The sequence below is a fragment of the Actinomadura sp. 9N407 genome (assembly GCF_044326315.1).
In the GTDB taxonomy this organism is placed as follows: domain Bacteria; phylum Actinomycetota; class Actinomycetes; order Streptosporangiales; family Streptosporangiaceae; genus Spirillospora.
In genome coordinates this window covers 1-21224 of the sequence record NZ_JBIRAW010000016.1, presented here as the reverse complement: position 1 = coordinate 21224, position 21224 = coordinate 1, and the positions used below count along the sequence as shown (strand labels likewise).

Here is a 21224-nt window from a genome sequence, read left to right as displayed (position 1 = left end):
AACAGGACCACCGTGATGACGGTCCCCGGCCACAGCTTGTGCCGCCTGCCCCTGCCGGGGCGGCGCTCGGGCGCCTTCACAGCCACCCGCTCTTGCGGAGCCGGATGTAGACCACGACGCAGATCGTCACCATCACCAGCATCACCGCCGGGTACCCGTACAGCCAGTGCAGCTCGGGCATGTAGTCGAAGTTCATCCCGTACAGGCCGGCGACCATCGTCGGTACCGCGATGACGGCCGCCCATGCCGAGATCTTGCGCATGTCCTCGTTCTGCTGCTTGCCCATCAGGGCCAGGTGCGCGGTGAGCACGCTGTTGAGCAGCTCGTTGTGCGCGTCGACCTGCCCGTCCACCCGCAGCAGGTGGTCCAGGACGTCGCGGAAGTACTCGCGGGTGCTCTGGCACTCGGGCACCCGGCCGCGCACGATCTCCTGCAGCACCGGCACCAGCGGGTCCTGCGCGGTACGGAACTCCAGGACCTCGCGCTTGAGGGAGTAGATGTCCTCGGTGACGTCGGCGCGGCCGGGCCGGAACACGGCCCGTTCCAGCTCGATGATGTCGATCTCGACCTCGCGCGTCACCACGCCGTAGTGGTCGACGACCTCGTCGCAGACCGCGTACAGCACCGACGCGGGCCCGTGCTCCATCAGCGCGGTGTCGCCCTCCAGCCGCTTGCGCACCGGCCCGAGCGGGTTGCCCTCGCCGTGCCGTACGGTCACCACGAAGCCGTCGCCGAGGAACAGCATGATCTCGCCGACCTCGATGTCGGAGGTGGCGTCCTTGTAGACCAGCGTCTTCAGCACGATGAACAGCGTGTCGTCGTAGCGCTCCAGCTTGGGCCGCTGGTGCGCGGAGACGGCGTCCTCGGCGGCCAGCGGATGCAGCCCGAGCTCGTCCTTGACCAACTCGAACTCGGCCTCGGTCGGCTCGTGCAGGCCGATCCACACGAAGCAGCCGCCCGGCCCGTCGCCGGTGCGGGCGGTCTCGGCGCGCGCGGCGTCGAAGGCGTCGCTGATGTCGCCCTCGATGGTGTGCCGGACGCCCCGCGCGTAGATGGCCTTGTCGACGATCACAGAAGGCCATCCTGGCGCATCCCGGCGCGCGGCGTGAAGCCCGGGGACGGATCCGGTATCGGCATGATCTCGTAGAGTGCCTGGCGTGACGACGCTTCTGCTGGTGCGGCATGGCCTGACCGCCATGACCGGCCCCCTGCTCGCCGGCTGGACCCCCGGGCTGAGCCTCGACGACCGCGGCCGCGCCCAGGTCGGTGAACTGGCCGGGCGCCTGGCCCCCGTACCTGTGGCGGCGGTGGTGTCCAGCCCGCTGGACCGCTGCGTGGAGACCGCCGAGGCGATCGCCGCCGGGCACGACACGCCGATCGAGAAGGTGCAGCTGGACGAGCGGTTCGGGGAGGTCCGGTACGGCGACTGGACGGGCCGCTCGCTCAAGGAGCTGGCCGAGGAGCCGCTGTGGAAGGTCGTCCAGGCCCATCCCAGCGCGGTGCGGTTCCCCGGCGAGGACGGCGAGGCGATGGCCGACGCCCAGCATCGCGCGGTCGCGGCCGTACGGGACTGGAACGAGCGGATCGCCGCCGGGCACGGCCCGGACGCGGCCTACGTGGTGTGCAGCCACGGCGACATCATCAAGGCGATCGTGGCCGACGCGATGGGCCTGCACCTGGACCAGTTCCAGCGGATCCAGGCCGCGCCCGCGTCGCTGACGGTGATCCGCTACACCGAGCTGCGGCCGTTCGTGGTCCGGCTCAACGACACCGGCGGCGGCGTCGGGGACCTGCTGCCGGAGCCCTCCGCCGGGGAGGGACACGGCGGCGGGGGAGAGGATGACGCGCCGGTCGGCGGCGGCGCGTAGGGTCGTTGTCATGCCCGTCATCTCCTATGAACTGCCGGAAAGGTTCGTCGCCGGGGCCGTCGGCGCCCCGGGCGACCGCGCCTTCTACCTGCAGGCCCGCTCGGGCCGCAGGGTCACCAGCGTGGGACTGGAGAAGTTCCAGGTGACGCTGCTGGCCGAGCGCCTGGAGGAGCTGCTGGACGAGGTGCTGCGGCGCGGCGGCGGCGAGGCGCCGGTGCCCGCGGCGACCCCCGCCGGGCTGCGCGACGACGGGCCGCTGGACCAGCCGGTGGAGGAGGAGTTCAAGGTCGGCACGATGGCGCTGGCCTGGGACCCCGAGGACGAGCAGGTGGTCATCGAGGCCCAGGAGGTGACCGAGGGCGAGGAGGACGCCGAGGTCGGCGAGGACGACCCGGCGATCGCGGTGCTGCGGGTGCGGATCACCGCCGCGCAGGCCAGGGCGTTCGCCGAGCGGGCGCTGCAGGTGGTGGCCGCGGGCCGGCCGCCGTGCCCGCTGTGCGGGCTTCCGCTGGACACCGAGGGGCATGTCTGCCCCCGGCAGAACGGGTATCTCGGCTAGCGAGGACGGCTGGAACGACACGGTGCGGAATCAGGTGTGCTGGATCATGGACGGGGCGGACGGAAGAATGAACGCATGACGCAGTCCTCCCGGGATCGTTCCCCCGCCGGCGACGGGCGCGCCGTCTCCCCCCGCGACACCGCGGCGGCCGAGCTGCTGCTGCGCCAGGGCCGCCTCACGGTCGAGGGCCGGCTCGTCCAGGCCTCCAACGCCACGCTGTACTGCGCCATCGAGCACGACGGCCTCAGCGCCGCCTGCGTCTACAAGCCGGTCGCCGGCGAGCGCCCGCTGTGGGACTTCCCCGACGGCACGCTCGCCGAGCGCGAGGTGGCGGCCTACGAGGTGTCGGAGGCGATGGGGCTGCACGTGGTGCCGCCCACCGTGCACCGCGACGGCCCGTACGGCCCCGGCATGGTGCAGCTGTGGGTGGAGCCCGACCCCGACGTCGACCTGGTCGCGCTGTCGCGCTCGGACGACGACGCGATCCGCCGGATGTCGGTGTTCGACGCCGTCGTCAACAACGCCGACCGCAAGATCGGGCATCTGCTCCCGCCGGGCGACGGGCACGTGTACGGCTGCGACCACGGGGTGTGCTTCTCGGTGGACTACAAGCTGCGCACCGTGCTGTGGCAGTGGCGCGGCAAGAAGCTGACCGGCGAGGCGGTCGAGGCGCTCGGCCGGGTCGAGGCGGGCCTGCGGGCCGGCGAGCTGGGCGAGCGGCTGTCGCGGCTGCTCACGGCCGAGGAGGTCGACGCCACCCGCCGCCGCGTTGACCTGATGCTCAAGCACCGCATCCACCCCTACCCCCCCGAGGACTGGCCCGCCATCCCCTGGCCGCCGCTGTAGCGCACCGACCCCGGTGTGGGGTGGATTTACGGCATGGTGCTCAAATAGGGACATGTGCACGGCGATCGTCAGCGTCGACCCCTCGTCCCCGGTGCCCGTCCTCCTCGTCGGTGTCCGCGACGAGTTCGTGGCACGGTCCTGGCGGCCGCCGGCCCGGCACTGGCCGGACCGGCCGCGGCTGGTCGGCGGGCGTGACCTGCGGGCCGGCGGGACCTGGCTGGCCGCCGACCCGGTCGCGCACCGCGCGGCCACGGTGCTGAACGCGCGCGGCGCCATGGCGCCCGAGGAGGGCCGCCTGTCGCGCGGCGAGCTGCCGCTGCGGGTGGCCGCCGACGGCAAGCTCGGCCGGATCGACCTGCCGCGCTTCGACCCGTTCCTGCTGATCGGCGCCGAGCCCGACGCGGTCCGGCTGTGGCACTGGGACGGCGCGGACCTCGCCGAGCGGGAGCTGGGCGCCGGGCTGCACATGGTGCTCAACAGCGGCTTGGAGGGCGCGGGGCAGCAGGCGGGCGCGACCGAGGACGCGCACATGGCCGCGCGGCTGGCGTACTTCCGTCCCCTGTTCGACGCCGCCCGGCGGCCCGAGCCGCGCCCGGACTCCGCGCCGGCCGGGGCCGCCTGGGGCCAGTGGCTGCCCCTGGTCGAGGGCGCCGGCCTGGCCCGTACCGACGCCGCGTCGCTGCTGCCGCTGGTCGAGATCGAGGAGGGCCGGGTGTGGGGGACCACGTCGGTCTCGCTCCTGGCGCTGTCGGCCGACGGGCTCCGCTACGACTTCCGCGCGTCCCCCGGCGACGGCGGAGTGTGGACCCGGGTGGTCTGAACGCGCCCCGCCGGCCCTCTTGCGCCGCCACCCCCTCCTGTCTCACCCTGAGTGCTACCTTGACTACCTCGTGCGATCTTCGCGGTCCGGGCGGGGCCGGTCGGCGGTGCAACGAGGGGAGTGCGCATGGCAGGCGTCCGGTCGCCACGAGCCGCCGTGGACGAGCCCGAGCCGCTGGTCTCGGTCGAGGGGCTCGTCAAGCACTTCCCCGTCCGGCGGGGCCTCGGGCGCGCCGGGCGCGTGCACGCGGTCGACGGCGTCGACCTGCGGATCCGGCCCGGCGAGACGCTGGGCGTGGTGGGGGAGTCGGGCTGCGGCAAGTCCACCCTCGCCCGCTGCGTGGCGGGGCTGCACCCGGTGACGCGGGGCCGGGTGATGTTCGAGGGCACCGACGTCACCCGGCTGTCGAAGGCGGGGCTCAAGGAGTTCCGCCGCTCGGTCCAGATGATCTTCCAGGATCCGTACGGCGCGCTGAACCCGCGGCGGCGGGTGGGCGCCGCCATCGGCGATCCGCTGGCGATCCACGCCGTCGCGCACGGCGCCGAGCGCCGCCGCCGGGTGCGCGAGCTGATGGAGCTGGTCGGGCTCAACCCCGAGCACTACGACCGGTTCCCGGCCGAGTTCTCCAGCGGGCAGCGGCAGCGGATCGGGGTGGCCCGCGCGCTGGCGCTGCGGCCCCGGCTGATCGTGTGCGACGAGCCGGTGTCGTCGCTGGACGTCTCGATCCAGGCGCAGGTGATCAACCTGCTCCGCGACCTGCAGGCCGAGATGGGCCTGACCTACCTGTTCATCGCGCACGACCTGTCGGTGGTGCGGCATGTCAGCGACCGGGTCGCGGTGATGTACCTCGGCCGGATCGTGGAGACCGCGCCCCGCCGCGACCTGTACGAGCGTCCCCGCCACCCGTATTCGGCGGCGCTGCTGTCGGCGGCGTCGGTCACCGCTCCCGAGGATCCCGGGCGGCCGGGCCCGGCCGGGCCCGGCCGCGCCGAGGCCGACCGGGCCCGGCGCGGGCGCGCCTCCCGGCGGCTGCTGATCGGGGACGTCCCGTCGCCGGTCGACCCGCCGCGCGGCTGCCGGTTCCATCCCCGCTGCCCCCGGGCGCGCGAGCGCTGCGCCGGGGAGGAGCCGCCCCCGCCGCTCAGCGACCCGCAGGCGCCCGAGCATGTGACCGCCTGCCACTTCCCCCTGGAGTCGCCCGCCGAAGCGCCCGGCGGGCGTTCGGAGGCGCCGCGATGACCTCCTTCACCGAGCCGAAGGCCGGCGACGACTCCGCCGCCGCGGGGACGGCCGCCGGGGCTGACCAGGACCGGAGCGGCCGGCGCGACCGGCAGGAGCCCCCGGGCCGCGCCGACGAGCCGCACCATCCCGAGTACGCCCCGTTCCGGCGGGCCTGGCGGCGGTTCCGCCGCGACCGCGGCGCGCTGGCGTCGCTGGTGGTGCTGGCCCTGATGGTGCTGTTCGCGCTGCTGGCGCCGCTGTGGGAGTCGCTGACCGGGCACCCCTACGACGCGACGTTCCCCCGGACGGGCCTCGACCCGGCCGGGCAGCCGGTCGGGCCCGGGGCGGAGTTCTGGCTGGGCGCCGACCAGCTCGGCCGCGACGTGCTCGTCCGCGCCGCGTACGGGGCGCGGATCTCGCTGCTGGTCGGGATCGGCGCGGCGGCGCTGGCCGCGGTGGCGGGGGTCACGGCCGGCCTGCTGGCCGGGTTCGCGGGCGGGGTGGTGGACGCGCTGCTGGCCCGGCTGATGGACCTCACCCTGGCACTGCCCTACCTGCTGGTGGCGATCACGCTGGCCACCACGTTCCAGATCTCCTCGCCCGGGGCCAGCCTGGCGATGACCGTGCTGGTGATCGCGTTCTTCTCGTTCGCCGCGCTGGGCCGGGTGGTGCGCGGCCAGGTGCTGTCGCTGAAGGAGAAGCCGTTCGTCGAGGCCGCCAGGTCGCTGGGCGCGAGCCGGTCCCGGATCATGTTCGTGGACGTGCTGCCCAACCTGGTCGCCCAGATCACCGTGCTGACCTCGCTGCTGGTGCCGACGTCGATCGTGTTCGAGGCGACGCTGTCGTTCCTGGGCGTGGGGATACGGCCGCCGATGCCCAGCTGGGGCGGGATGCTCGGCGAGGGCGGCGAGGTCTTCCGCGCCTCCTGGTGGCTGCTGGCGGTGCCCGGCGTCCTGCTGCTGCTCACCACGCTGTCGTTCAACCTGCTGGGCGACGGCATCCGGGCGGCGCTGGGCCCGGGCGGCGACCGGGGCGGCCGGGCCCCGCGGGCCGTCCGGGGGAGGTGAGCCGCCGATGGGGGGACTGCTGGTCCGGCGGCTGCTGTACTCGCTGCTGGTGCTGTGGCTGGTGTCGACGCTGGTCTTCCTGTTCCTGCACCTGTCGCCCGTTCCGGTGGAACGGGTCATCGGCGGGCCGCGGGCGTCCGCGGAGACGCTCGCCCAGATCCGCGCCAACCTCGGCCTGGACCGGCCGGTCCCGGTGCAGTACGGGGACTTCCTGTCGCGGCTGGCGCGCGGCGACCTCGGCGAGTCCTACATCAACGGGACCGCGGTCGCCGACCTGATCGCCGACCGGCTGCCGACGACGCTGTGGCTGGTGTTCGGCGCCGCCGTGCTGTGGTTCGCCGGCGGGGTCGCGATCGGGGTGCTCAGCGCCACCCGCGCGCACGGGCTCTGGGACCGGGTCTCGACGGTGTTCGTGCTGCTGGGGATGTCGACCCCGGCGTTCGTGATGGCACTGGTGCTGCTGTTCCTGTTCTCCACCATGCCCGCCGAGGCCGGGCTGCCGTACTTCGAGGCGGGACCGCCGCTGCAGGAGCACTTCTGGCGCCGGATGGTGCTGCCGTGGATCTCGCTGGCGCTGCTGCTGGTGGCCGCCTACGCGCGGCTGACCCGCGGCTCGATGCTGGACGTGCTGGAGGAGGACTACATCCGCACGGCGCGCTCCAAGGGGCTGCCCGAGCGCCGGGTCGTCTACCGGCACGGGCTGCGGGCCGCGCTGGCGCCGGTGTTCACCCAGTTCGGCATCGATCTGGGGATGCTGGTGGGCTCCACGATCGTCACCGAGAAGGTCTTCGGGCTGCAGGGCGTGGGCCAGCTGGTCTACCAGTCGATCGCGCTCGGCGACAGCCCGGTGATCATCGGGGTGACGCTGACGGTGACGGTGTTCGTGATCGTGGCCAACCTGGTCGTGGACATCGGCTACTCGCTGCTGGACCCGCGCGTCCGGCTGGCGTGAGGACCCCGCCCGGCGATCTCGGGGCAGGGGGACGAACGGGGCATGGATAAGCTTTCCGGTATGCGATCGTGGCCCGTTCCCCAAGTGCCCAGCCTCCCCGCCGCAGGTCTCCCCTCCCCGGGCGGCCGGCTGCGCCTGTACGACACCGGGACGGGTTCGCTGCGGCCCACCGAGCCGGGTGACACCGCCCGGATGTACGTGTGCGGCATCACGCCCTACGACGCGACCCATCTGGGCCACGCCAACACCTACCTGGCGTTCGATCTGGTGAACCGGGTGTGGCGTGACCTCGGCCACACCGTCCACTACGTCCAGAACGCCACCGACGTCGACGACCCGCTTCTGGAACGTGCCCGGCAGACCGGCGAGGACTGGCGGGCGCTGGCCGAGCGTGAGATCGAGCTGTTCCGCGAGGACATGACCGCGCTGCGGATCCTGCCGCCCGACCAGTACATCGGCGCGGTCGAGGCGATCCCGCTGATCGTGCGGATGGTGGAGCGGCTGCGCGGCAAGGGCGCCACCTACGAGGTCGAGGACGACCTGTACTTCCCGATCGACTCCGACCCGGAGTTCGGCGGCGTGAGCCGGCTGACCCGCGAGCAGATGGCGCCGCTGTTCGCCGAGCGGGGCGGCGACCCCGGCCGGGAGGGCAAGAAGGACCCGCTGGACGCGCTGCTGTGGATGGCGCAGCGGCCCGGCGAGCCCGGCTGGGACTCCCCGTTCGGCACGGGCCGCCCGGGCTGGCACGTGGAGTGCTCGGCGATCTCGGTGGAGTACCTGGGGATGGGGTTCGACGTCGAGGGCGGCGGCTCCGACCTGGCGTTCCCGCACCACGAGATGGGCGCCTCGCACGCCCAGACCGCCACCGGCGAGCGCCCGCACGCGAGGTCCTACGTCCACGCGGGCATGGTCGGGCTCGACGGCGAGAAGATGTCCAAGTCGCTGGGCAACCTGGTGTTCGTCTCCAAGCTGCGGCGCGAGGGCACGGACCCGATGGCGATCCGGCTGGCGCTGCTGGCCCACCACTACCGGTCGGACTGGGAGTGGACCGCGGCCGACCTGGCGGACGCGAGCGCCCGGCTGGAGCGCTGGCGCGCCGCCGCCGCACGGCCGAGCGGCCCGGCCGCCGGGCCGGTGGCCGAGCGGGTCCGCGCGCATCTGGCCGAGGACCTGGACGCGCGGTCGGCGCTGGAGGAGATCGACCGCTGGGCGGCGGAGCCGGGCGGGGACACCGATGCCCCCGGCCGGATCGCGGCCCTGGCCGACGCCCTCCTCGGCGTCGCCCTCTGAGGGTCAGGCGGCGCTGACGGTCAGGCGGCGCTGAGTGTCAGGCGGCGCTGGAGGAGCGCTGGGCGGCGAACTTGCGCCCCCGGCGCGCCACCCGGCGCCGCGAAGCCCACAGCATCAGCGGGATGCCGATCTGGCGCAGCCGCCGCGGGACGAGCCGGTAGAAGAACGTGTGCAGGCGCAGCAGGCCCCACAGGACGCGGTCCTTGCGGTCGCTCCAGGGCAGCCCGTACTGCTCGCGGATCCGCTCGGGCAGCAGGCCGGTGGTGACGAAGCGGTTGACCCACAGCGCGGGCGCCATCCAGCGCAGCTTGCGCGACCACAGCACGGCCCGCATGACCTCGCGGCCCTCGTCGGTGACCTCCAGCGAGGCGATCATGCCGTCCATGTAGGCCCGGAACGCCTCGATGTCGGCCGGCTGCGCGCCGGGCGGGCAGCCGAGCACGTCGGCGATGAACCGGGCCTGGTCGATGTAGGCGGCGGCCTGGTCGCCGCTGGGGGACTTCAGCACCTTCTCGTACACGTACAGCGCGGCGTCGATGAGGGTGGCGTTGACCCAGACCTGCAGGTCCGGGTCGTTGCCGGAGTAGCCGGGCCCGGTGATCCGCTCGTGCATCCGGCGGATCGCCCGGCCCATCTTCTCGGCCTCCTCCTCGGTGCCGAACGCGACGATGATCAGGAAGTCCAGGGTGCCGAACAGCCGGTCGAGCGGGCGGTGCCGCAGGTCGCTGTGGTCGGCCACGCCCTGCGCGACCTTGGGGTGGGCGACCTGGAGCAGCAGGGCCCGGCCGGCGCCCAGCATGACGGCGGGCTCGGCGGCCACGAGCCGCAGGATGGAACGTTCTCGTTCGGGGGGCACAGCGATCCTTCCACCGACGACGTGCGGTAAGTGCATACTTGCGCACGGACCGGCCCGTCACAAGGGGTCTTCTTGGCCGGATGCCAACAAGCGCGGCGGCTACCTCAGGACGTAGCAGTCCCAGTCCGAGGGCGTCCCGGCGTCGCCTTCCAGCCGCGACTCGGCGGCGGGCGCGTACTGCGACCGGCAGACCTGCGTCATCGTGATGTGGGTGTCGACGCCGACGCCGCCGTCGGGCATGCAGTACCACTCGCCGGACCGGTAGGCGGCCTTGAAGTCACCGCTGGAGGTGCAGTACCGCTGCGGGTCGGGCGACCCGAGCGTCACGGGCTCGGGGTCGGGACGGCCGTCGCCCGGCGGGTCCTCCCCGCCGCCGGTGGGGGCGGGGCCCTGGCCGGGCCGGGACGGCCGCGTGCCGCCGCCTGCGGTCCCCTCCGAGGGACGCGCCCGCGAGGGGCCGGTGGACGTCCTGCTCTTGAGGGCCCCGCTCACCGACGGAGCGGGCGAACCCGCCGGGCCGGTCGCCGAGGGATGCGCGATCGGCGTGCCGCGCCCGTGCTCCTCGGCCGTCCAGGTCATCGCGGCGTACGTGCCGCCGCCGGCGGCCAGGGCGATGCCCGCGGCCGCCAGGACGGCGGGGACCCTGCTCCGGCGGCGGCGGTGCCTGCTGCCGCCCCTGCCCGCCGGGGCGGCCGCCGACGGCTGGGTGCTGTCGGGCGGTTCCGGCGCGCCCGGCGCCGGCACCGGGAGTCCGGCCGCAGGGGAGTCGGCCCGTGTCGAGTCGGCCGGTGCGGAGCCGGGCCGTACAGAGTCGGGCAGTACGGAGCCGGCCGCTGCGCTTCCGGGCTGCGTCGCCGCCGCCCCGCCCGCGGCCGGGGCGAACGCCTCGTCGTGGCCGACCAGCCGCAGCAGCACCTGCGCGGCCGTGGGCCGCTCGGCCGGGTCCTTGGCCAGGGCGGCGGTGACCAGGCCGCGCAGCTCGCCGCCGAGGTCGCCCAGATCGGGCTCCTGGTGCAGCACGCGGTAGATCACGGCGGTGATGGAGTCCGAGCCGAACGGCGGCCGCCCGGTGGCGGCGAAGGTCATCGTGGCGCCCCAGGCGAACACGTCGGCGGGCGCCCCGGCGTTCTCGCCGGTGACCTGCTCGGGGGCCATGTACGCGGGGGTGCCGACGGGCCTGCTGGTGACCGTCCTGGCCGCGTCCAGGACCCGAGAGAGCCCGAAGTCGATGACGCGGGGGCCGTCGGGGCCCAGCAGCACGTTGTGCGGCTTGAGGTCGCGGTGCACGATCCCGGCGCGGTGGATCGCGGCGAGCGCGCTGGCGGTGTTGACCGCCAGCCGTTCCAGCCGCCCGCCGGTGATCGGCCCCTCCCGGGTCACCTGGCGGCTCAGCGAGGGTCCGGGGACGAACTCGCTGACCAGGTACGGGTTGTCGCCCGCCACGTCGGCGTCCAGGACCTGGGCGGTGCAGAACCGGGCGACCTGGCGCGCGACGGACGCCTCCCGGATGAACCGGGCCCGCGCGGTGTCGTCGTCGTCGAACTGCACCCGCAGCAGCTTGACCGCGACGCGCTCGCCGCCCGGCCCGCTGCCCAGGAAGACCGTGCCCTGGCCGCCCGCGCCGAGCCGGCCCACCAGCTCGTAGGCGCCCAGGCGCCGGGGGTCCTGCGGCTGCAGCGGCTGGGCCTCCGGCACGCGGGCTCCTTTTCGGTCCGGTCGGTTCTTCGCCCCGGCGTTATTGGACGCAACGCATAATGCCATCGAAAAGGGGCGCCGATACCCACACCTATCATTTGCCAGGCACGGGCGCGGCGAGATCGCGATCAGCGGACCGTCCGATATATCGGAAACGCCGGGGCGTCAGGACGCGGCGAGGACGTCGCCGGGCCGGCCCGGCCGGCCGCTCGGTTGGTGGTCCGAACGCTCAGTTGGCGTCGCGGCGCCGCAGGTAGCGCTCGAACTCGCGCGCGATCGCGTCGCCGCTGGCCTCCGGCAGCTCGGTGGCGTCCTTCTGCTCCTCCAGCGTCCGGACGTACTCGGCCACCTCGGAGTCCTCCTCGGCCAGCTCGTTGACGCCGTTCTCCCACGCGCGCGCCTCCTCGGGCAGCTCGCCCAGGGGGACGGTCACGTCCAGCAGGTCCTCCACGCGGCGCAGCAGCGCCAGCGTGGCCTTGGGGGAGGGCGGCTGCGCGACGTAATGGGGCACGGCCGCCCACAGCGACACCGTGCTCAGATCGGCCTTGGCGCACGCGTCCTGCAGCACCCCGAGGATGCCGGTCGGGCCCTCGTAGCGGGTCGGCTCCAGATGCAGCGTGGTGACCAGGCCGGCCTCGGAGGCGGCACCGGTGACCGGGACGGGCCGGGTGTGGGGGGCGTCGGCCAGCAGCGCGCCCAGCAGCACGACGTTCTGGACGTTCAGCTCCAGCATCATGCCGACCAGCTCGCGGCAGAACGAGCGCCACCGCATGTTGGGCTCGATGCCGTGCACCAGGACCACGTCGCGGCCCGAGGGCAGCCGCGTCCAGGAGATCCGGGTGGTGGGCCAGGTGATCCCGCGGCTCTCGCCGTCGCTCATCTCGATCAGCGGGCGGGTGACCTGGAAGTCGTAGTAGTCGTCCGGGTCGAGTTCGGCGATGGGAACGGCGTCCCAGGTCGACTCCAGATGCTGGACGACCCCGCTGGCCGCCTCCCCGGCGTCGTTCCACCCCTCAAAGGCGGCCACGAGCACCGGATCGACGAGTTCCGGCACGCTATCGAGCTCGACCACGCGCTGCCTCCTTCCGACGTCGGGTACAGCGTCACCGCGGGGGCCGTCATTCCCGGGCGGGGGCCCGGGACCATGATCGGTGGCTGCCCACCCTACGTCCTGTGAGGGTGCCTACCCCACCGATCCGCCGCCCAGACCTCGCGGGCCGGGGCCGGCGGACCGGTGCGGTCACGATCGGGTCACTTCCCGTCGGTGGTGTGCACGATCAGCACGTCGCACGGCGAGCGGTGCGAGAGGTTGGCCGGGACCGAGCCGAGGATCCGCCCGGCGAGGCTGTTGAGCCCGCGGTTGCCGATCACGACCAGCTCGGCGGCGCGCTCCTTGGCCAGCCTGCTGATCACGTCGACCGCGTCGCCCTCGACCGCCTCCTGCTCGATGTCCTTGGCGCCCGCGGCCACCGCGCGCTCGCGCGCCGCGCGCAGGGCGTCGTCGGCCGGGGTGGAGCCCTGGACCTTGTACGCCAGATCGCCCAGGCGGTCGGCGGCGTTCTGCCGCTCGCGCTCGGGCATCGGGCTGTAGGCGGAGGCCAGCAGCAGCGTGGCGCCGGTGGCGGCGGCCAGCTGTGCGGCCCGGTCGACCGCGCGGAACGAGGAATCGGAGCCGTCGGTGCCGACGAGGATGGTGCGGTATGCGCTCATGCCGCTCCTTACCGGGGAGTAGGTTGCAGGGTGGAACGTTATCCTTCCGATGTCCCATCCGTCACGGGGCATGCACGCAGCGGCGCGCCCCCCGCGATGTGACGTTCGCCGCCCTCCCCGGCCGGTATCGGTGGTCCCCGCTCAGCCGCCCGCGGCCCCCGGATAGGCTGTGGCACCATGAGCACTCCCACTTCGCAATCCTTGCGTCAGGCCCTCAAGCAGCGCGTCGTCGTGGCCGACGGGGGCATGGGGACGATGCTCCAGGACGCCGGACCCACGCTCGACGACTTCCAGGGGCACGAGGGCTGCAACGAGATCCTCAACGTCACCCGGCCCGACATCGTCCGCGCGATCCACGCGGCGTACTTCGACGCCGGCGTGGACTGCGTCGAGACCAACACCTTCGGCGCCAACCTCGGCAACCTCGGCGAGTACGACATCACCGAGCGGATCTACGAGCTGTCGGAGTCCGGCGCCCGGCTGGCCCGCGAGGTCGCCGACGAGTACGCCACCGAGGACCGCCCCCGCTGGGTGATCGGATCGGTCGGCCCCGGCACCAAGCTGCCCACCCTCGGGCACGTCCCGTTCGCCGAGCTGCGCGACGCCTACCAGACCAACGCCGAGGGCCTGATCGCCGGCGGCGTGGACGCCATCCTGGTGGAGACCACCCAGGACCTGCTGCAGGCCAAGGCCGCGCTGATCGGCGCCAAGCGCGCCATCACCGCCGCCGGGTCCGGGACGGTGCTGATCGGCCAGGTCACCATCGAGCAGAACGGCGCGATGCTGATGGGCTCGGAGATCGGCGCCGCGCTCACCGCGCTGGAGCCGCTGGACCTGGACCTGATCGGCCTCAACTGCGCCACCGGCCCCGCCGAGATGAGCGAGCACCTGCGCTACCTGGCCCGGCACGCCCGGATCGGGCTGTCGTGCATGCCCAACGCCGGCCTGCCCGAGCTGACCTCCGACGGGGCCTACTACCCGCTGACCCCCGACCAGCTGGCCGACGCGCACGACACCTTCACCCGCGACTTCGGGCTGTCGCTGGTCGGCGGCTGCTGCGGCACCACCCCCGAGCACATGCGCCAGGTCGTCGAGCGCGTCCGGGGCCGCGAGGTCACCGACCGCAAGCCGCGCCCCGAGGCCGGCGCCGCCTCCCTCTACCAGCACGTCCCGTTCCGCCAGGACACCTCCTACCTGGCGATCGGCGAGCGCACCAACGCCAACGGCTCCAAGGCGTTCCGCGAGGCGATGCTGCAGGAGCGCTGGGACGACTGCGTCAAGATCGCCCGCGACCAGGCCCGCGACGGCGCGCACATGATCGACCTGTGCGTCGACTACGTCGGCCGCGACGGCGTCCAGGACATGAAGGAGCTGGCGTTCCGGTTCGCCACCGCCGCCACCCTGCCGATCGTGCTGGACTCCACCGAGACCCCCGTCGTCGAGGCCGGCCTGGAGATGCTGGGCGGCCGCGCGGTCGTCAACTCGGTCAGCTTCGAGGACGGCGACGGCCCCGATTCCAAGCTGCACAAGCTGATGCCGCTCGTGCGCGAGCACGGCGCCGCCATCGTCGTGATGTGCATCGACGAGGAGGGCCAGGCCCGCACCGCCGAGCGCAAGGTCGAGATCGCCAGCCGGATGATCGAGGAGCTCACCGGCAACTGGGGGATGCGGGTCGAGGACATCATCGTCGACTGCCTCACCTTCACCATCGGCACCGGCCAGGAGGAGTCGCGCCGCGACGCCCTGGAGACGATCGAGGCGATCCGCGGGCTCAAGCGCCGCCACCCGGGCGTGCAGACCACCCTCGGGCTGTCCAACGTCTCGTTCGGGCTCAACCCGGCCGCCCGCGTCGTGCTGAACTCGGTGTTCCTCAACGAGTGCGCCGACGCCGGCCTGGACTCGGCGATCGTGCACGCCTCCAAGATCCTGCCGATGAACCGGATCCCCGAGGAGCAGCGCAAGGTCGCCCTCGACATGCTCTACGACCGGCGCACCCCGGCCGCCGGCGGCAATGACGCCTACGACCCGCTGCTGACGTTCATGGAGCTGTTCGAGGGCGTGGACACCGCGGCGATGAAGGCCGACCGGTCCGCCGAGCTGCTCGGGCTGCCGCTGTGGGAGCGGCTCAAGCGCCGCATCGTGGACGGCGAGCTGGACGGCCTGCACGCCGACCTGGACGAGGCCCTCACCCAGCGGCCCGCCCTGGAGATCGTCAACGATGTCCTGCTGGACGGCATGAAGACCGTCGGCGAGCTGTTCGGCTCCGGCCAGATGCAGCTGCCGTTCGTGCTGCAGAGCGCCGAGGCGATGAAGACCGCGGTAGCCCACCTCGAGCCGCACATGGAGAAGGCCGAGGACGGCGGCAAGGGCCGCATCGTGCTGGCCACCGTCAAGGGCGACGTGCACGACATCGGCAAGAACCTGGTCGACATCATCCTGTCCAACAACGGCTACGAGGTCGTCAACCTCGGCATCAAGCAGCCGATGTCGACGATCCTGCAGGCCGCCGAGACCGAGCGCGCCGACGTGATCGGGATGTCGGGGCTGCTGGTCAAGTCCACCGTGATCATGAAGGAGAACCTCCAGGAGCTCAACTCCCGGGGGATGTCGGGCCAGTGGCCGGTGCTGCTGGGCGGCGCCGCCCTCACCCGCGCCTACGTCGAGCAGGACCTGGCCGAGCTCTACGACGGCGAGGTCCGCTACGCCCGCGACGCGTTCGAGGGCCTGCGGCTCATGGACGCCTTCATGGCCGTCAAGCGCGGCGTGGAGGGCGCGCAGCTGCCGCCGCTGCGCGAGCGCCGGGTCAAGAACCCCGGTGCCCGCTTCGAGATCACCGAGCCGGAGAACATGCCGGCCCGCTCGGACGTGGCCGTCGACAACCAGCTGCCCGTCGCGCCGTTCTCGGGCAACCGGATCGTCAAGGGCATCCCGCTGAACGACTACGCGGCCTTCCTGGACGAGCGCGCCACGTTCATGGGCCAGTGGGGCCTCAAGCCCGCCCGCGGCGCCGGCGGCCCCTCCTACGAGGAGCTGGTGGAGACCGAGGGACGGCCGCGGCTGCGGATGTGGCTGGACCGGATCAAGACCGAGGGCCTGATCGAGGCCGCCGTCGTGTACGGCTACTTCCCGGCCGTCAGCGAGGGCGACGACCTGGTGCTGCTGAACGAGGACGGCTCGGACCGGGAGCGGTTCACCTTCCCGCGCCAGCGCCGCGACCGGCACCTGTGCCTGGCCGACTTCTTCCGGCCGCGCGAGTCGGGCGAGACCGACGTGGCGGTGTTCCAGCTCGTCACGATGGGCTCGAAGATCAGCGAGGCCACCGGTGAGCTGTTCGCCAAGAACGCCTACCGCGACTACCTGGAGCTGCACGGCCTGTCGGTGCAGCTGACCGAGGCGCTGATGGAGTACTGGCACACCCGGATCCGCTCGGAGCTGGGCTTCGGCGCCGAGGACTCGGCCGACATCGAGGACTTCTTCAAGCTCGGCTACCGCGGCGCCCGCTACTCCTTCGGCTACGCGGCCTGCCCGGAGCTGGAGGACCGGGCCAAGCTGGTGCGGCTGCTGGAGCCCGAGCGGATCGGGGTGGAGCTGTCGGAGGAGCTCCAGCTGCACCCCGAGCAGTCGGCCGACGCCCTGGTCCTGCACCACCCGGAGGCCAAGTACTTCAATACGTGATCTATCCTCGGATGCTCCGAAAGGTCCTGTTCCGAGGGGCCGTTTCGAGGATCCGGGGAGTGATGCACGCGTGCGCGAGACGCGGGGGCTGCAGGCCGTCCTGTTCGACATGGACGGCCTGCTGGTCGATTCCGAGCGGCTCTGGCTCGAGGTCGAGACCGAGACGATGGCGTGGCTGGGCGGCACCTGGGGGCCCGAGCAGCAGGAGGCCCTGGTCGGCGGCTCGCTGGACCGGGCGGTGGAGCTGATGCTGCGGATGACCGGCTCCGCCGCCGCGCCCGCCGAGGTGGGGCGGCGGATGGTGGACGGCATGGTCGAGCGGCTGAGCAGCTGCGTGCCGATGATGCCCGGCGCCAAGGAGCTGCTGGCCGAGGTCCGGGCCGCGGGCGTCCCCGCCGCGCTGGTGTCCTCCAGCCACCGGGCGCTGCTCGAGCCGGCCCTGGACGCGATCGGCCGCGAGCACTTCACGCTCAGCGTGGCCGGCGACGAGGTGAGCCGTACCAAGCCCGACCCCGAGCCGTACCTGACCGCGGCGGCGCGGCTGGGCGCCGAGCCGGGCCGGTGCGTGGTGCTGGAGGACTCGCCCAACGGGGTGGCCGCGGCGGAGGCGGCCGGCTGCGTCACGGTCGCCGTCCCGTGCCTGCTGCCGGTGCCCCCGGCCCCGGGCCGGACCGTGGTCGAATCGTTGCGAGATGTTGATCTTCGGTGGCTTGCGGAGCTGGTCGCCCCGGCGCGCTGATACCGCCGGTGGCAAGTCCCTCAGGGGCCTGAAGGGGAGGGCAGGCGGAAGGTCACGCGGAAGGAGGAGGCGGCGGGCCCCCAGAACCGTCCCCCCGGAGGAGCGTGAACCCGCCGATGACGTGCTTCCATGGAGGAAGCAGCAGCGTGCGAGATTGAGGGGCCGGCATGACCGATGCGACCATTTTCGCGATCAGCCTGGGGATCACTCTGCTGGGACTGGTCATCAGCTGGGGCGTCTACCGCCGGCGCGGCGCGGCCTCGGGGCTGCGCGGGGCCGCGTGGTCGCTGGTGCCGGTGGCCGCCACCATGACGGGTGTGACGGCGTTCTTCGTCGACCTGGCGACCTTCAGCCCGGCCAAGTGGGGCGGTGCCGCCATCGCCGCCGTGGCCGTCGTGCTCTATCTGGCCTCGGGGGTCATGCTGAGCCGCCGCGCGGGCGCGGCGCCGGGCAAGGCCGTCCAGGACGGTGCCGCCTCCGGCGGGGGCCGCGAGCGCAAGGCCGCCTCGGGCGGGCGCGCGCCGAAGGGGGCCGTCGAGCCGGCCAAGGGCGCCGCCGACCCCGAGATGGCCGAGATCGAGGAGATCCTGCGCAACCGCGGCATCAAGTAGCCGCCCGCGCCCGCGCGCCCGCACCCGCGGCCACGGGCACGAGGTGACGGACGGGCCGGAGAGCCACAGGAGCACCCTGTGCCTCTCCGGCCCGTCCATTTCGCGTTCCCTGCTCTGACCTGCGCACGATCGGTATCGAAACGGCCTCATTACGGTAAAGCTTCCTGGTCTAGACCGGTCGGCTGTTGTCTTTCACTCCCTCCGTCCACGTACTATTCGGGCGCTTTGCCGCTGCATTGTGCGGATCGCGTGTGCCCGAGATGACGGCGAGATCACAAGTCAGAAACGGGTACTGGCGGAGCACGCCGCACGGATGGACAGTCGTCCCCGAACGACTAGGTTTCCGTCCAGCAAACGCGGGCGTAACGGGCATGGACGGCGGACGACCTCCGCCGTGAACGGTTGGCCGGCCATACGTGGCCGAAGGCAGGAGGTACAGAGGGTGGGCGCACCGATCGAGGTGTCCGGTACGGACAAAGAGGCCCAGCCGGAGGCCGTGCTCTCGGGTATCGGGAGCAAGGCCGTGCAGGGCCGCTCACTCGGTCAGATCGCCTGGCTGCGGCTGCGCCGCGACAAGATGGCGCTGACCGGCGGGGTACTGATCATCTTGCTGATCCTGATGGCCGTGTTCGCGCCGCTGATCGTCAAGCTGCTGGGCCATCCGCCGAACGAGTACCACCAGGAGCTGCTGGACCCCACCTTCGGGTCCCCGATGGAGCCGCTGGCGGGCATGAACGGCGACTTCCTGTTCGGCCTGGAGCCCAACACCGGCCGTGACCTGTTCAGCCGGATCGTGTACGGCGCGCGGGTCTCGCTGCTGGTCGGCTTCCTGGCCACGGTGGTCGCGGCGCTGATCGGCACCACGCTCGGCGTCGTCGCCGGCTACTTCGGCGGCTGGGTCGACGGCCTGATCGCGCGGCTGATGGACGTGTTCCTGGCGTTCCCGCTGCTGCTGTTCGCCATCGCCATCGTCGGTGTCATCCCCGACGACATGTTCGGGCTCACCGGCAACGGGCTGCGGATCGCGATGCTGGTGTTCGTGATCGGGTTCTTCAGCTGGCCCTATATCGGGCGCATCGTCCGCGGCCAGACGATCTCGCTGCGCGAGCGCGAGTTCGTCGACGCCGCCCGCAGCATGGGCGCCCGCGGCCCGTACATCATCGTCCGGGAGCTGCTGCCGAACCTGGTCGCGCCGATCCTGGTGTACGCCACGCTGATGATCCCGACGAACATCCTGTTCGAGGCGGCGCTGTCGTTCCTGGGCGTCGGCATCGAGCCGCCCACCCCGTCGTGGGGCGGGATGCTGACCACCGCGATCCAGACCTACCAGGTCGCGCCCTACTACGTCGTCATCCCCGGCGTCGCCATCTTCGTCACCGTCATGGCCTTCAACATCTTCGGCGACGGCCTGCGTGACGCCCTCGATCCACGGACCCGCTGACCCCCGCGGGAACGATCGCCTTAGTGAAAGGGAATCCATGAAAAGGCCCAAGGTTCTGACCGCCGCGGCGGCCGGCGCCGTCGCGCTGAGTATGGGACTGTCCGCGTGCGGCGGCGGCGGTGACGACGACAAGGGCGGCGGGACGGAAGTCAGCAACGCAGCCGTCGACAAGATCCACAACCCGTCGGACAAGAAGGGCGGGACGCTGAAGATGGCGTCCAGCTCCGACATCGACTCGATGGACCCGGGCAACATGTACTACGCCTGGGCGAACAACTTCGCCCGGCTGTACTCGCGGATGCTGCTGACCTACCCGGCCAAGCCGGGCCCGGAGGGCTTCAAGCCCGTGCCCGACGGCGCCGAGGCCCCCGGCACCCCGAACGCCGACAAGACCGAGTGGACCTACAAGCTCCGCCCCGGCCTGAAGTACGAGGACGGGACGGAGATCCGCGCCGAGGACTACAAGTACGCGGTGGCCCGCACGTTCGACCGCGGCGTGCTCGCCAACGGCCCCAGCTACTTCTCCAACCTGCTGGACGCCGAGGGCTACAAGGGTCCGTACAAGAACAAGAACCTCGACGACTTCAAGGGCGTCACCGCGCCCGACGACTCCACGGTGGTGTTCCACCTGAAGGAGCCGTTCGCGGAGTTCAACGAGCTGGTCACCTTCAGCGGCCAGACCACCCCGATGCCGCAGAAGAAGGACAAGGGCGCGCGCTACGGCCTGCACCCGTTCTCCTCGGGCCCGTACAAGTTCGAGAGCGACTACGCGCCCAACAAGGGCGGGGTGCTGGTCCGCAACGACCAGTGGGACCAGTCGACCGACCCCAACCGCAAGCAGCTGCTGGACCGCATCGAGATCACCGCCGGCATGAACGCCGACGAGCTCGACAAGCAGCTGATGGCGGGCCAGATCCACGTGGACCTGGCGGGCACCGGCGTCCAGGACAACGGCCGCAAGACGCTGCTGTCCAGCGCCGAGCACCGCAAGAACGCCGACAACCCGTACGGCGGCTTCAGCTGGTACAACCCGATCAACACCAAGGTGATCCCCAACGTCGAGTGCCGCAAGGCGATCGTGTGGGCCACCAACCGCGACGCCCTGTGGCGCGCCTACGGCGGTGACGTGGGCGGCGACCTGTCGACCACGATCATGCCCCCGTCCATCGAGGGCCGCGAAAAGGGCAAGGACTACTACACCAAGTCCGAGAAGGGCTACACCGGCGACGTGGCCAAGGCCAAGGAGGCCCTGACCGCGTGCGGCAAGCCCAACGGCTTCGAGACCAAGATGGTCTACCGCAGTGACCGTCCCAAGGAGAAGCTGGTCGCCTCCGCGATGCAGGAGTCCCTGGCCCGCGCCGGGATCAAGCTGACGGTGCAGGGCTACCCGGCCAGCACCTACACCAACACCCAGTTCGGTTCGCCGTCCTTCAACGAGAAGGAGGGCATCGGCATCGGTACCTACGGCTGGCACGCCGACTGGCCGACCGGCTACGGGTACCTGCAGGCGCTCACCGACAAGGACGCGATCGTCGAGTCCGGCAACGCCAACCCCTCCGAGCTGAACGACCCCACGATCAACAAGATCTGGGACGACGTCGTCAAGGTCGAGGACCCGGCGCAGCGGAACAAGATGTACAACCAGGTCGACGAGCGGATGCGCGAGCTGGCGTCCGTCGTTCCCAACGTGTACGCCAAGTCCCTGCTGTACCGGCCGGCGAACATGACCAACGTGTTCTTCCACGCGGGCTACGGCATGTACAACTACTCGACCCTGGGCCTCAGCTGACGCTGACGGTTCCCTGGTCGATTCGCTGAACGAAAGCAGGTGAAGGCAGCGGGCGGCCGCCCGGGGCACTCACCTGCTTTCGTTC

Annotated in this window: 18 protein-coding genes; 13 read left to right on the top strand and 5 right to left on the bottom strand. The window is 72.2% G+C overall.

What is annotated here, in order from left to right:
- Positions 1 to 76: 76 nt before the first annotated feature.
- The gene (gene corA / locus ACH34Q_RS24615; RefSeq protein WP_395985404.1) at positions 77 to 1072 is read right to left on the bottom strand and encodes a magnesium/cobalt transporter CorA; all 996 of its coding nucleotides are present in this window, start codon (positions 1070 to 1072) and stop codon (positions 77 to 79) included.
- Positions 1073 to 1157: 85 nt separating this feature from the next.
- Between corA and ACH34Q_RS24610 the strand changes: the two genes are divergently transcribed.
- The 8 genes from ACH34Q_RS24610 to mshC all read left to right on the top strand — a co-directional run bounded on the left by ACH34Q_RS24610 (position 1158) and on the right by mshC (position 8623).
- On the top strand, positions 1158 to 1868 hold the full coding sequence (locus tag ACH34Q_RS24610) for a histidine phosphatase family protein (protein WP_395985403.1): 711 nt from the start codon (positions 1158 to 1160) through the stop codon (positions 1866 to 1868).
- A gap of 10 nt (positions 1869 to 1878) precedes the next feature.
- Positions 1879 to 2427 carry a DUF3090 domain-containing protein gene (locus ACH34Q_RS24605; protein ID WP_395985402.1) on the top strand — a complete coding sequence of 183 codons (549 nt, stop codon included), beginning with the start codon at positions 1879 to 1881 and terminating at the stop codon, positions 2425 to 2427.
- A gap of 75 nt (positions 2428 to 2502) precedes the next feature.
- On the top strand, positions 2503 to 3273 hold the full coding sequence (locus tag ACH34Q_RS24600; RefSeq protein WP_395985401.1) for an SCO1664 family protein: 771 nt from the start codon (positions 2503 to 2505) through the stop codon (positions 3271 to 3273).
- Between the two features lie 52 nt (positions 3274 to 3325).
- Positions 3326 to 4093, top strand: coding sequence for an NRDE family protein (locus tag ACH34Q_RS24595; RefSeq protein WP_395985400.1), 768 nt, complete (start codon positions 3326 to 3328; stop codon positions 4091 to 4093).
- A 126-nt stretch (positions 4094 to 4219) separates the two neighbouring features.
- Complete coding sequence (locus ACH34Q_RS24590) at positions 4220 to 5332, top strand: ABC transporter ATP-binding protein (RefSeq protein WP_395985399.1); 1113 nt, start codon at positions 4220 to 4222, stop codon at positions 5330 to 5332.
- Positions 5329 to 6381 carry an ABC transporter permease gene (locus ACH34Q_RS24585; protein ID WP_395985398.1) on the top strand — a complete coding sequence of 351 codons (1053 nt, stop codon included), beginning with the start codon at positions 5329 to 5331 and terminating at the stop codon, positions 6379 to 6381. The genes ACH34Q_RS24590 and ACH34Q_RS24585 overlap by 4 nt, the downstream gene beginning before the upstream one ends.
- A 7-nt stretch (positions 6382 to 6388) precedes the next feature.
- Positions 6389 to 7333, top strand: coding sequence for an ABC transporter permease (locus tag ACH34Q_RS24580; protein ID WP_395985397.1), 945 nt, complete (start codon positions 6389 to 6391; stop codon positions 7331 to 7333).
- A gap of 60 nt (positions 7334 to 7393) precedes the next feature.
- Positions 7394 to 8623, top strand: a complete 1230-nt coding sequence (mshC, locus tag ACH34Q_RS24575; RefSeq protein WP_395985396.1) for a cysteine--1-D-myo-inosityl 2-amino-2-deoxy-alpha-D-glucopyranoside ligase — start codon at positions 7394 to 7396, stop codon at positions 8621 to 8623.
- Positions 8624 to 8660: 37 nt separating this feature from the next.
- On the opposite strand, the gene ACH34Q_RS24570 is transcribed toward mshC, so the two are convergent.
- The 4 genes from ACH34Q_RS24570 to ACH34Q_RS24555 form a co-directional block, all read right to left on the bottom strand.
- Entirely contained in the window at positions 8661 to 9479 is an 819-nt protein-coding gene (locus tag ACH34Q_RS24570; protein ID WP_395985395.1) for an oxygenase MpaB family protein, read from the bottom strand.
- Positions 9480 to 9578: 99 nt separating this feature from the next.
- Positions 9579 to 11174, bottom strand: a complete 1596-nt coding sequence (locus ACH34Q_RS24565; protein ID WP_395985394.1) for a protein kinase — start codon at positions 11172 to 11174, stop codon at positions 9579 to 9581.
- Between the two features lie 229 nt (positions 11175 to 11403).
- Positions 11404 to 12246: a PAC2 family protein gene (locus tag ACH34Q_RS24560; protein ID WP_395985393.1), complete on the bottom strand. Its 843-nt coding sequence runs from the start codon at positions 12244 to 12246 to the stop codon at positions 11404 to 11406.
- 179 nt (positions 12247 to 12425) lie between these two features.
- Positions 12426 to 12884, bottom strand: a complete 459-nt coding sequence (locus ACH34Q_RS24555; protein ID WP_395985392.1) for a universal stress protein — start codon at positions 12882 to 12884, stop codon at positions 12426 to 12428.
- 177 nt (positions 12885 to 13061) lie between these two features.
- Here ACH34Q_RS24555 and metH point away from each other — a divergent pair, with 177 nt between their 5' ends.
- The 5 genes from metH (at position 13062) to ACH34Q_RS24530 (ending at position 21139) form a co-directional block, all read left to right on the top strand.
- Positions 13062 to 16559, top strand: a complete 3498-nt coding sequence (gene metH, locus ACH34Q_RS24550) for a methionine synthase (RefSeq protein WP_395985391.1) — start codon at positions 13062 to 13064, stop codon at positions 16557 to 16559.
- Between the two features lie 70 nt (positions 16560 to 16629).
- The gene (locus ACH34Q_RS24545) at positions 16630 to 17298 is read left to right on the top strand and encodes an HAD family hydrolase (protein WP_395985390.1); all 669 of its coding nucleotides are present in this window, start codon (positions 16630 to 16632) and stop codon (positions 17296 to 17298) included.
- A 167-nt stretch (positions 17299 to 17465) separates the two neighbouring features.
- Positions 17466 to 17909 carry a hypothetical protein gene (locus ACH34Q_RS24540; protein ID WP_395985389.1) on the top strand — a complete coding sequence of 148 codons (444 nt, stop codon included), beginning with the start codon at positions 17466 to 17468 and terminating at the stop codon, positions 17907 to 17909.
- 442 nt (positions 17910 to 18351) lie between these two features.
- Positions 18352 to 19350, top strand: coding sequence for an ABC transporter permease (locus tag ACH34Q_RS24535; protein WP_395985388.1), 999 nt, complete (start codon positions 18352 to 18354; stop codon positions 19348 to 19350).
- A gap of 37 nt (positions 19351 to 19387) precedes the next feature.
- Entirely contained in the window at positions 19388 to 21139 is a 1752-nt protein-coding gene (locus ACH34Q_RS24530; RefSeq protein ID WP_395985387.1) for an ABC transporter substrate-binding protein, read from the top strand.
- Positions 21140 to 21224: the final 85 nt, after the last annotated feature.

What these genes read in the sequence shown, in the direction of transcription:
- ACH34Q_RS24590 (WP_395985399.1), top strand. Translation starts at nt 4,220, where the DNA reads ATGGCAGGCGTCCGGTCGCCACGAGCCGCCGTGGACGAGCCCGAGCCG.
- ACH34Q_RS24595 (WP_395985400.1), top strand. Translation starts at nt 3,326, where the DNA reads ATGTGCACGGCGATCGTCAGCGTCGACCCCTCGTCCCCGGTGCCCGTC.
- ACH34Q_RS24605 (WP_395985402.1), top strand. Translation starts at nt 1,879, where the DNA reads ATGCCCGTCATCTCCTATGAACTGCCGGAAAGGTTCGTCGCCGGGGCC.
- metH (WP_395985391.1), top strand. Translation starts at nt 13,062, where the DNA reads ATGAGCACTCCCACTTCGCAATCCTTGCGTCAGGCCCTCAAGCAGCGC.
- ACH34Q_RS24555 (WP_395985392.1), bottom strand. Translation starts at nt 12,884, where the DNA reads ATGAGCGCATACCGCACCATCCTCGTCGGCACCGACGGCTCCGATTCC.
- ACH34Q_RS24530 (WP_395985387.1), top strand. Translation starts at nt 19,388, where the DNA reads ATGAAAAGGCCCAAGGTTCTGACCGCCGCGGCGGCCGGCGCCGTCGCG.
- ACH34Q_RS24540 (WP_395985389.1), top strand. Translation starts at nt 17,466, where the DNA reads ATGACCGATGCGACCATTTTCGCGATCAGCCTGGGGATCACTCTGCTG.
- ACH34Q_RS24580 (WP_395985397.1), top strand. Translation starts at nt 6,389, where the DNA reads ATGGGGGGACTGCTGGTCCGGCGGCTGCTGTACTCGCTGCTGGTGCTG.
- ACH34Q_RS24585 (WP_395985398.1), top strand. Translation starts at nt 5,329, where the DNA reads ATGACCTCCTTCACCGAGCCGAAGGCCGGCGACGACTCCGCCGCCGCG.
- ACH34Q_RS24600 (WP_395985401.1), top strand. Translation starts at nt 2,503, where the DNA reads ATGACGCAGTCCTCCCGGGATCGTTCCCCCGCCGGCGACGGGCGCGCC.
- mshC (WP_395985396.1), top strand. Translation starts at nt 7,394, where the DNA reads ATGCGATCGTGGCCCGTTCCCCAAGTGCCCAGCCTCCCCGCCGCAGGT.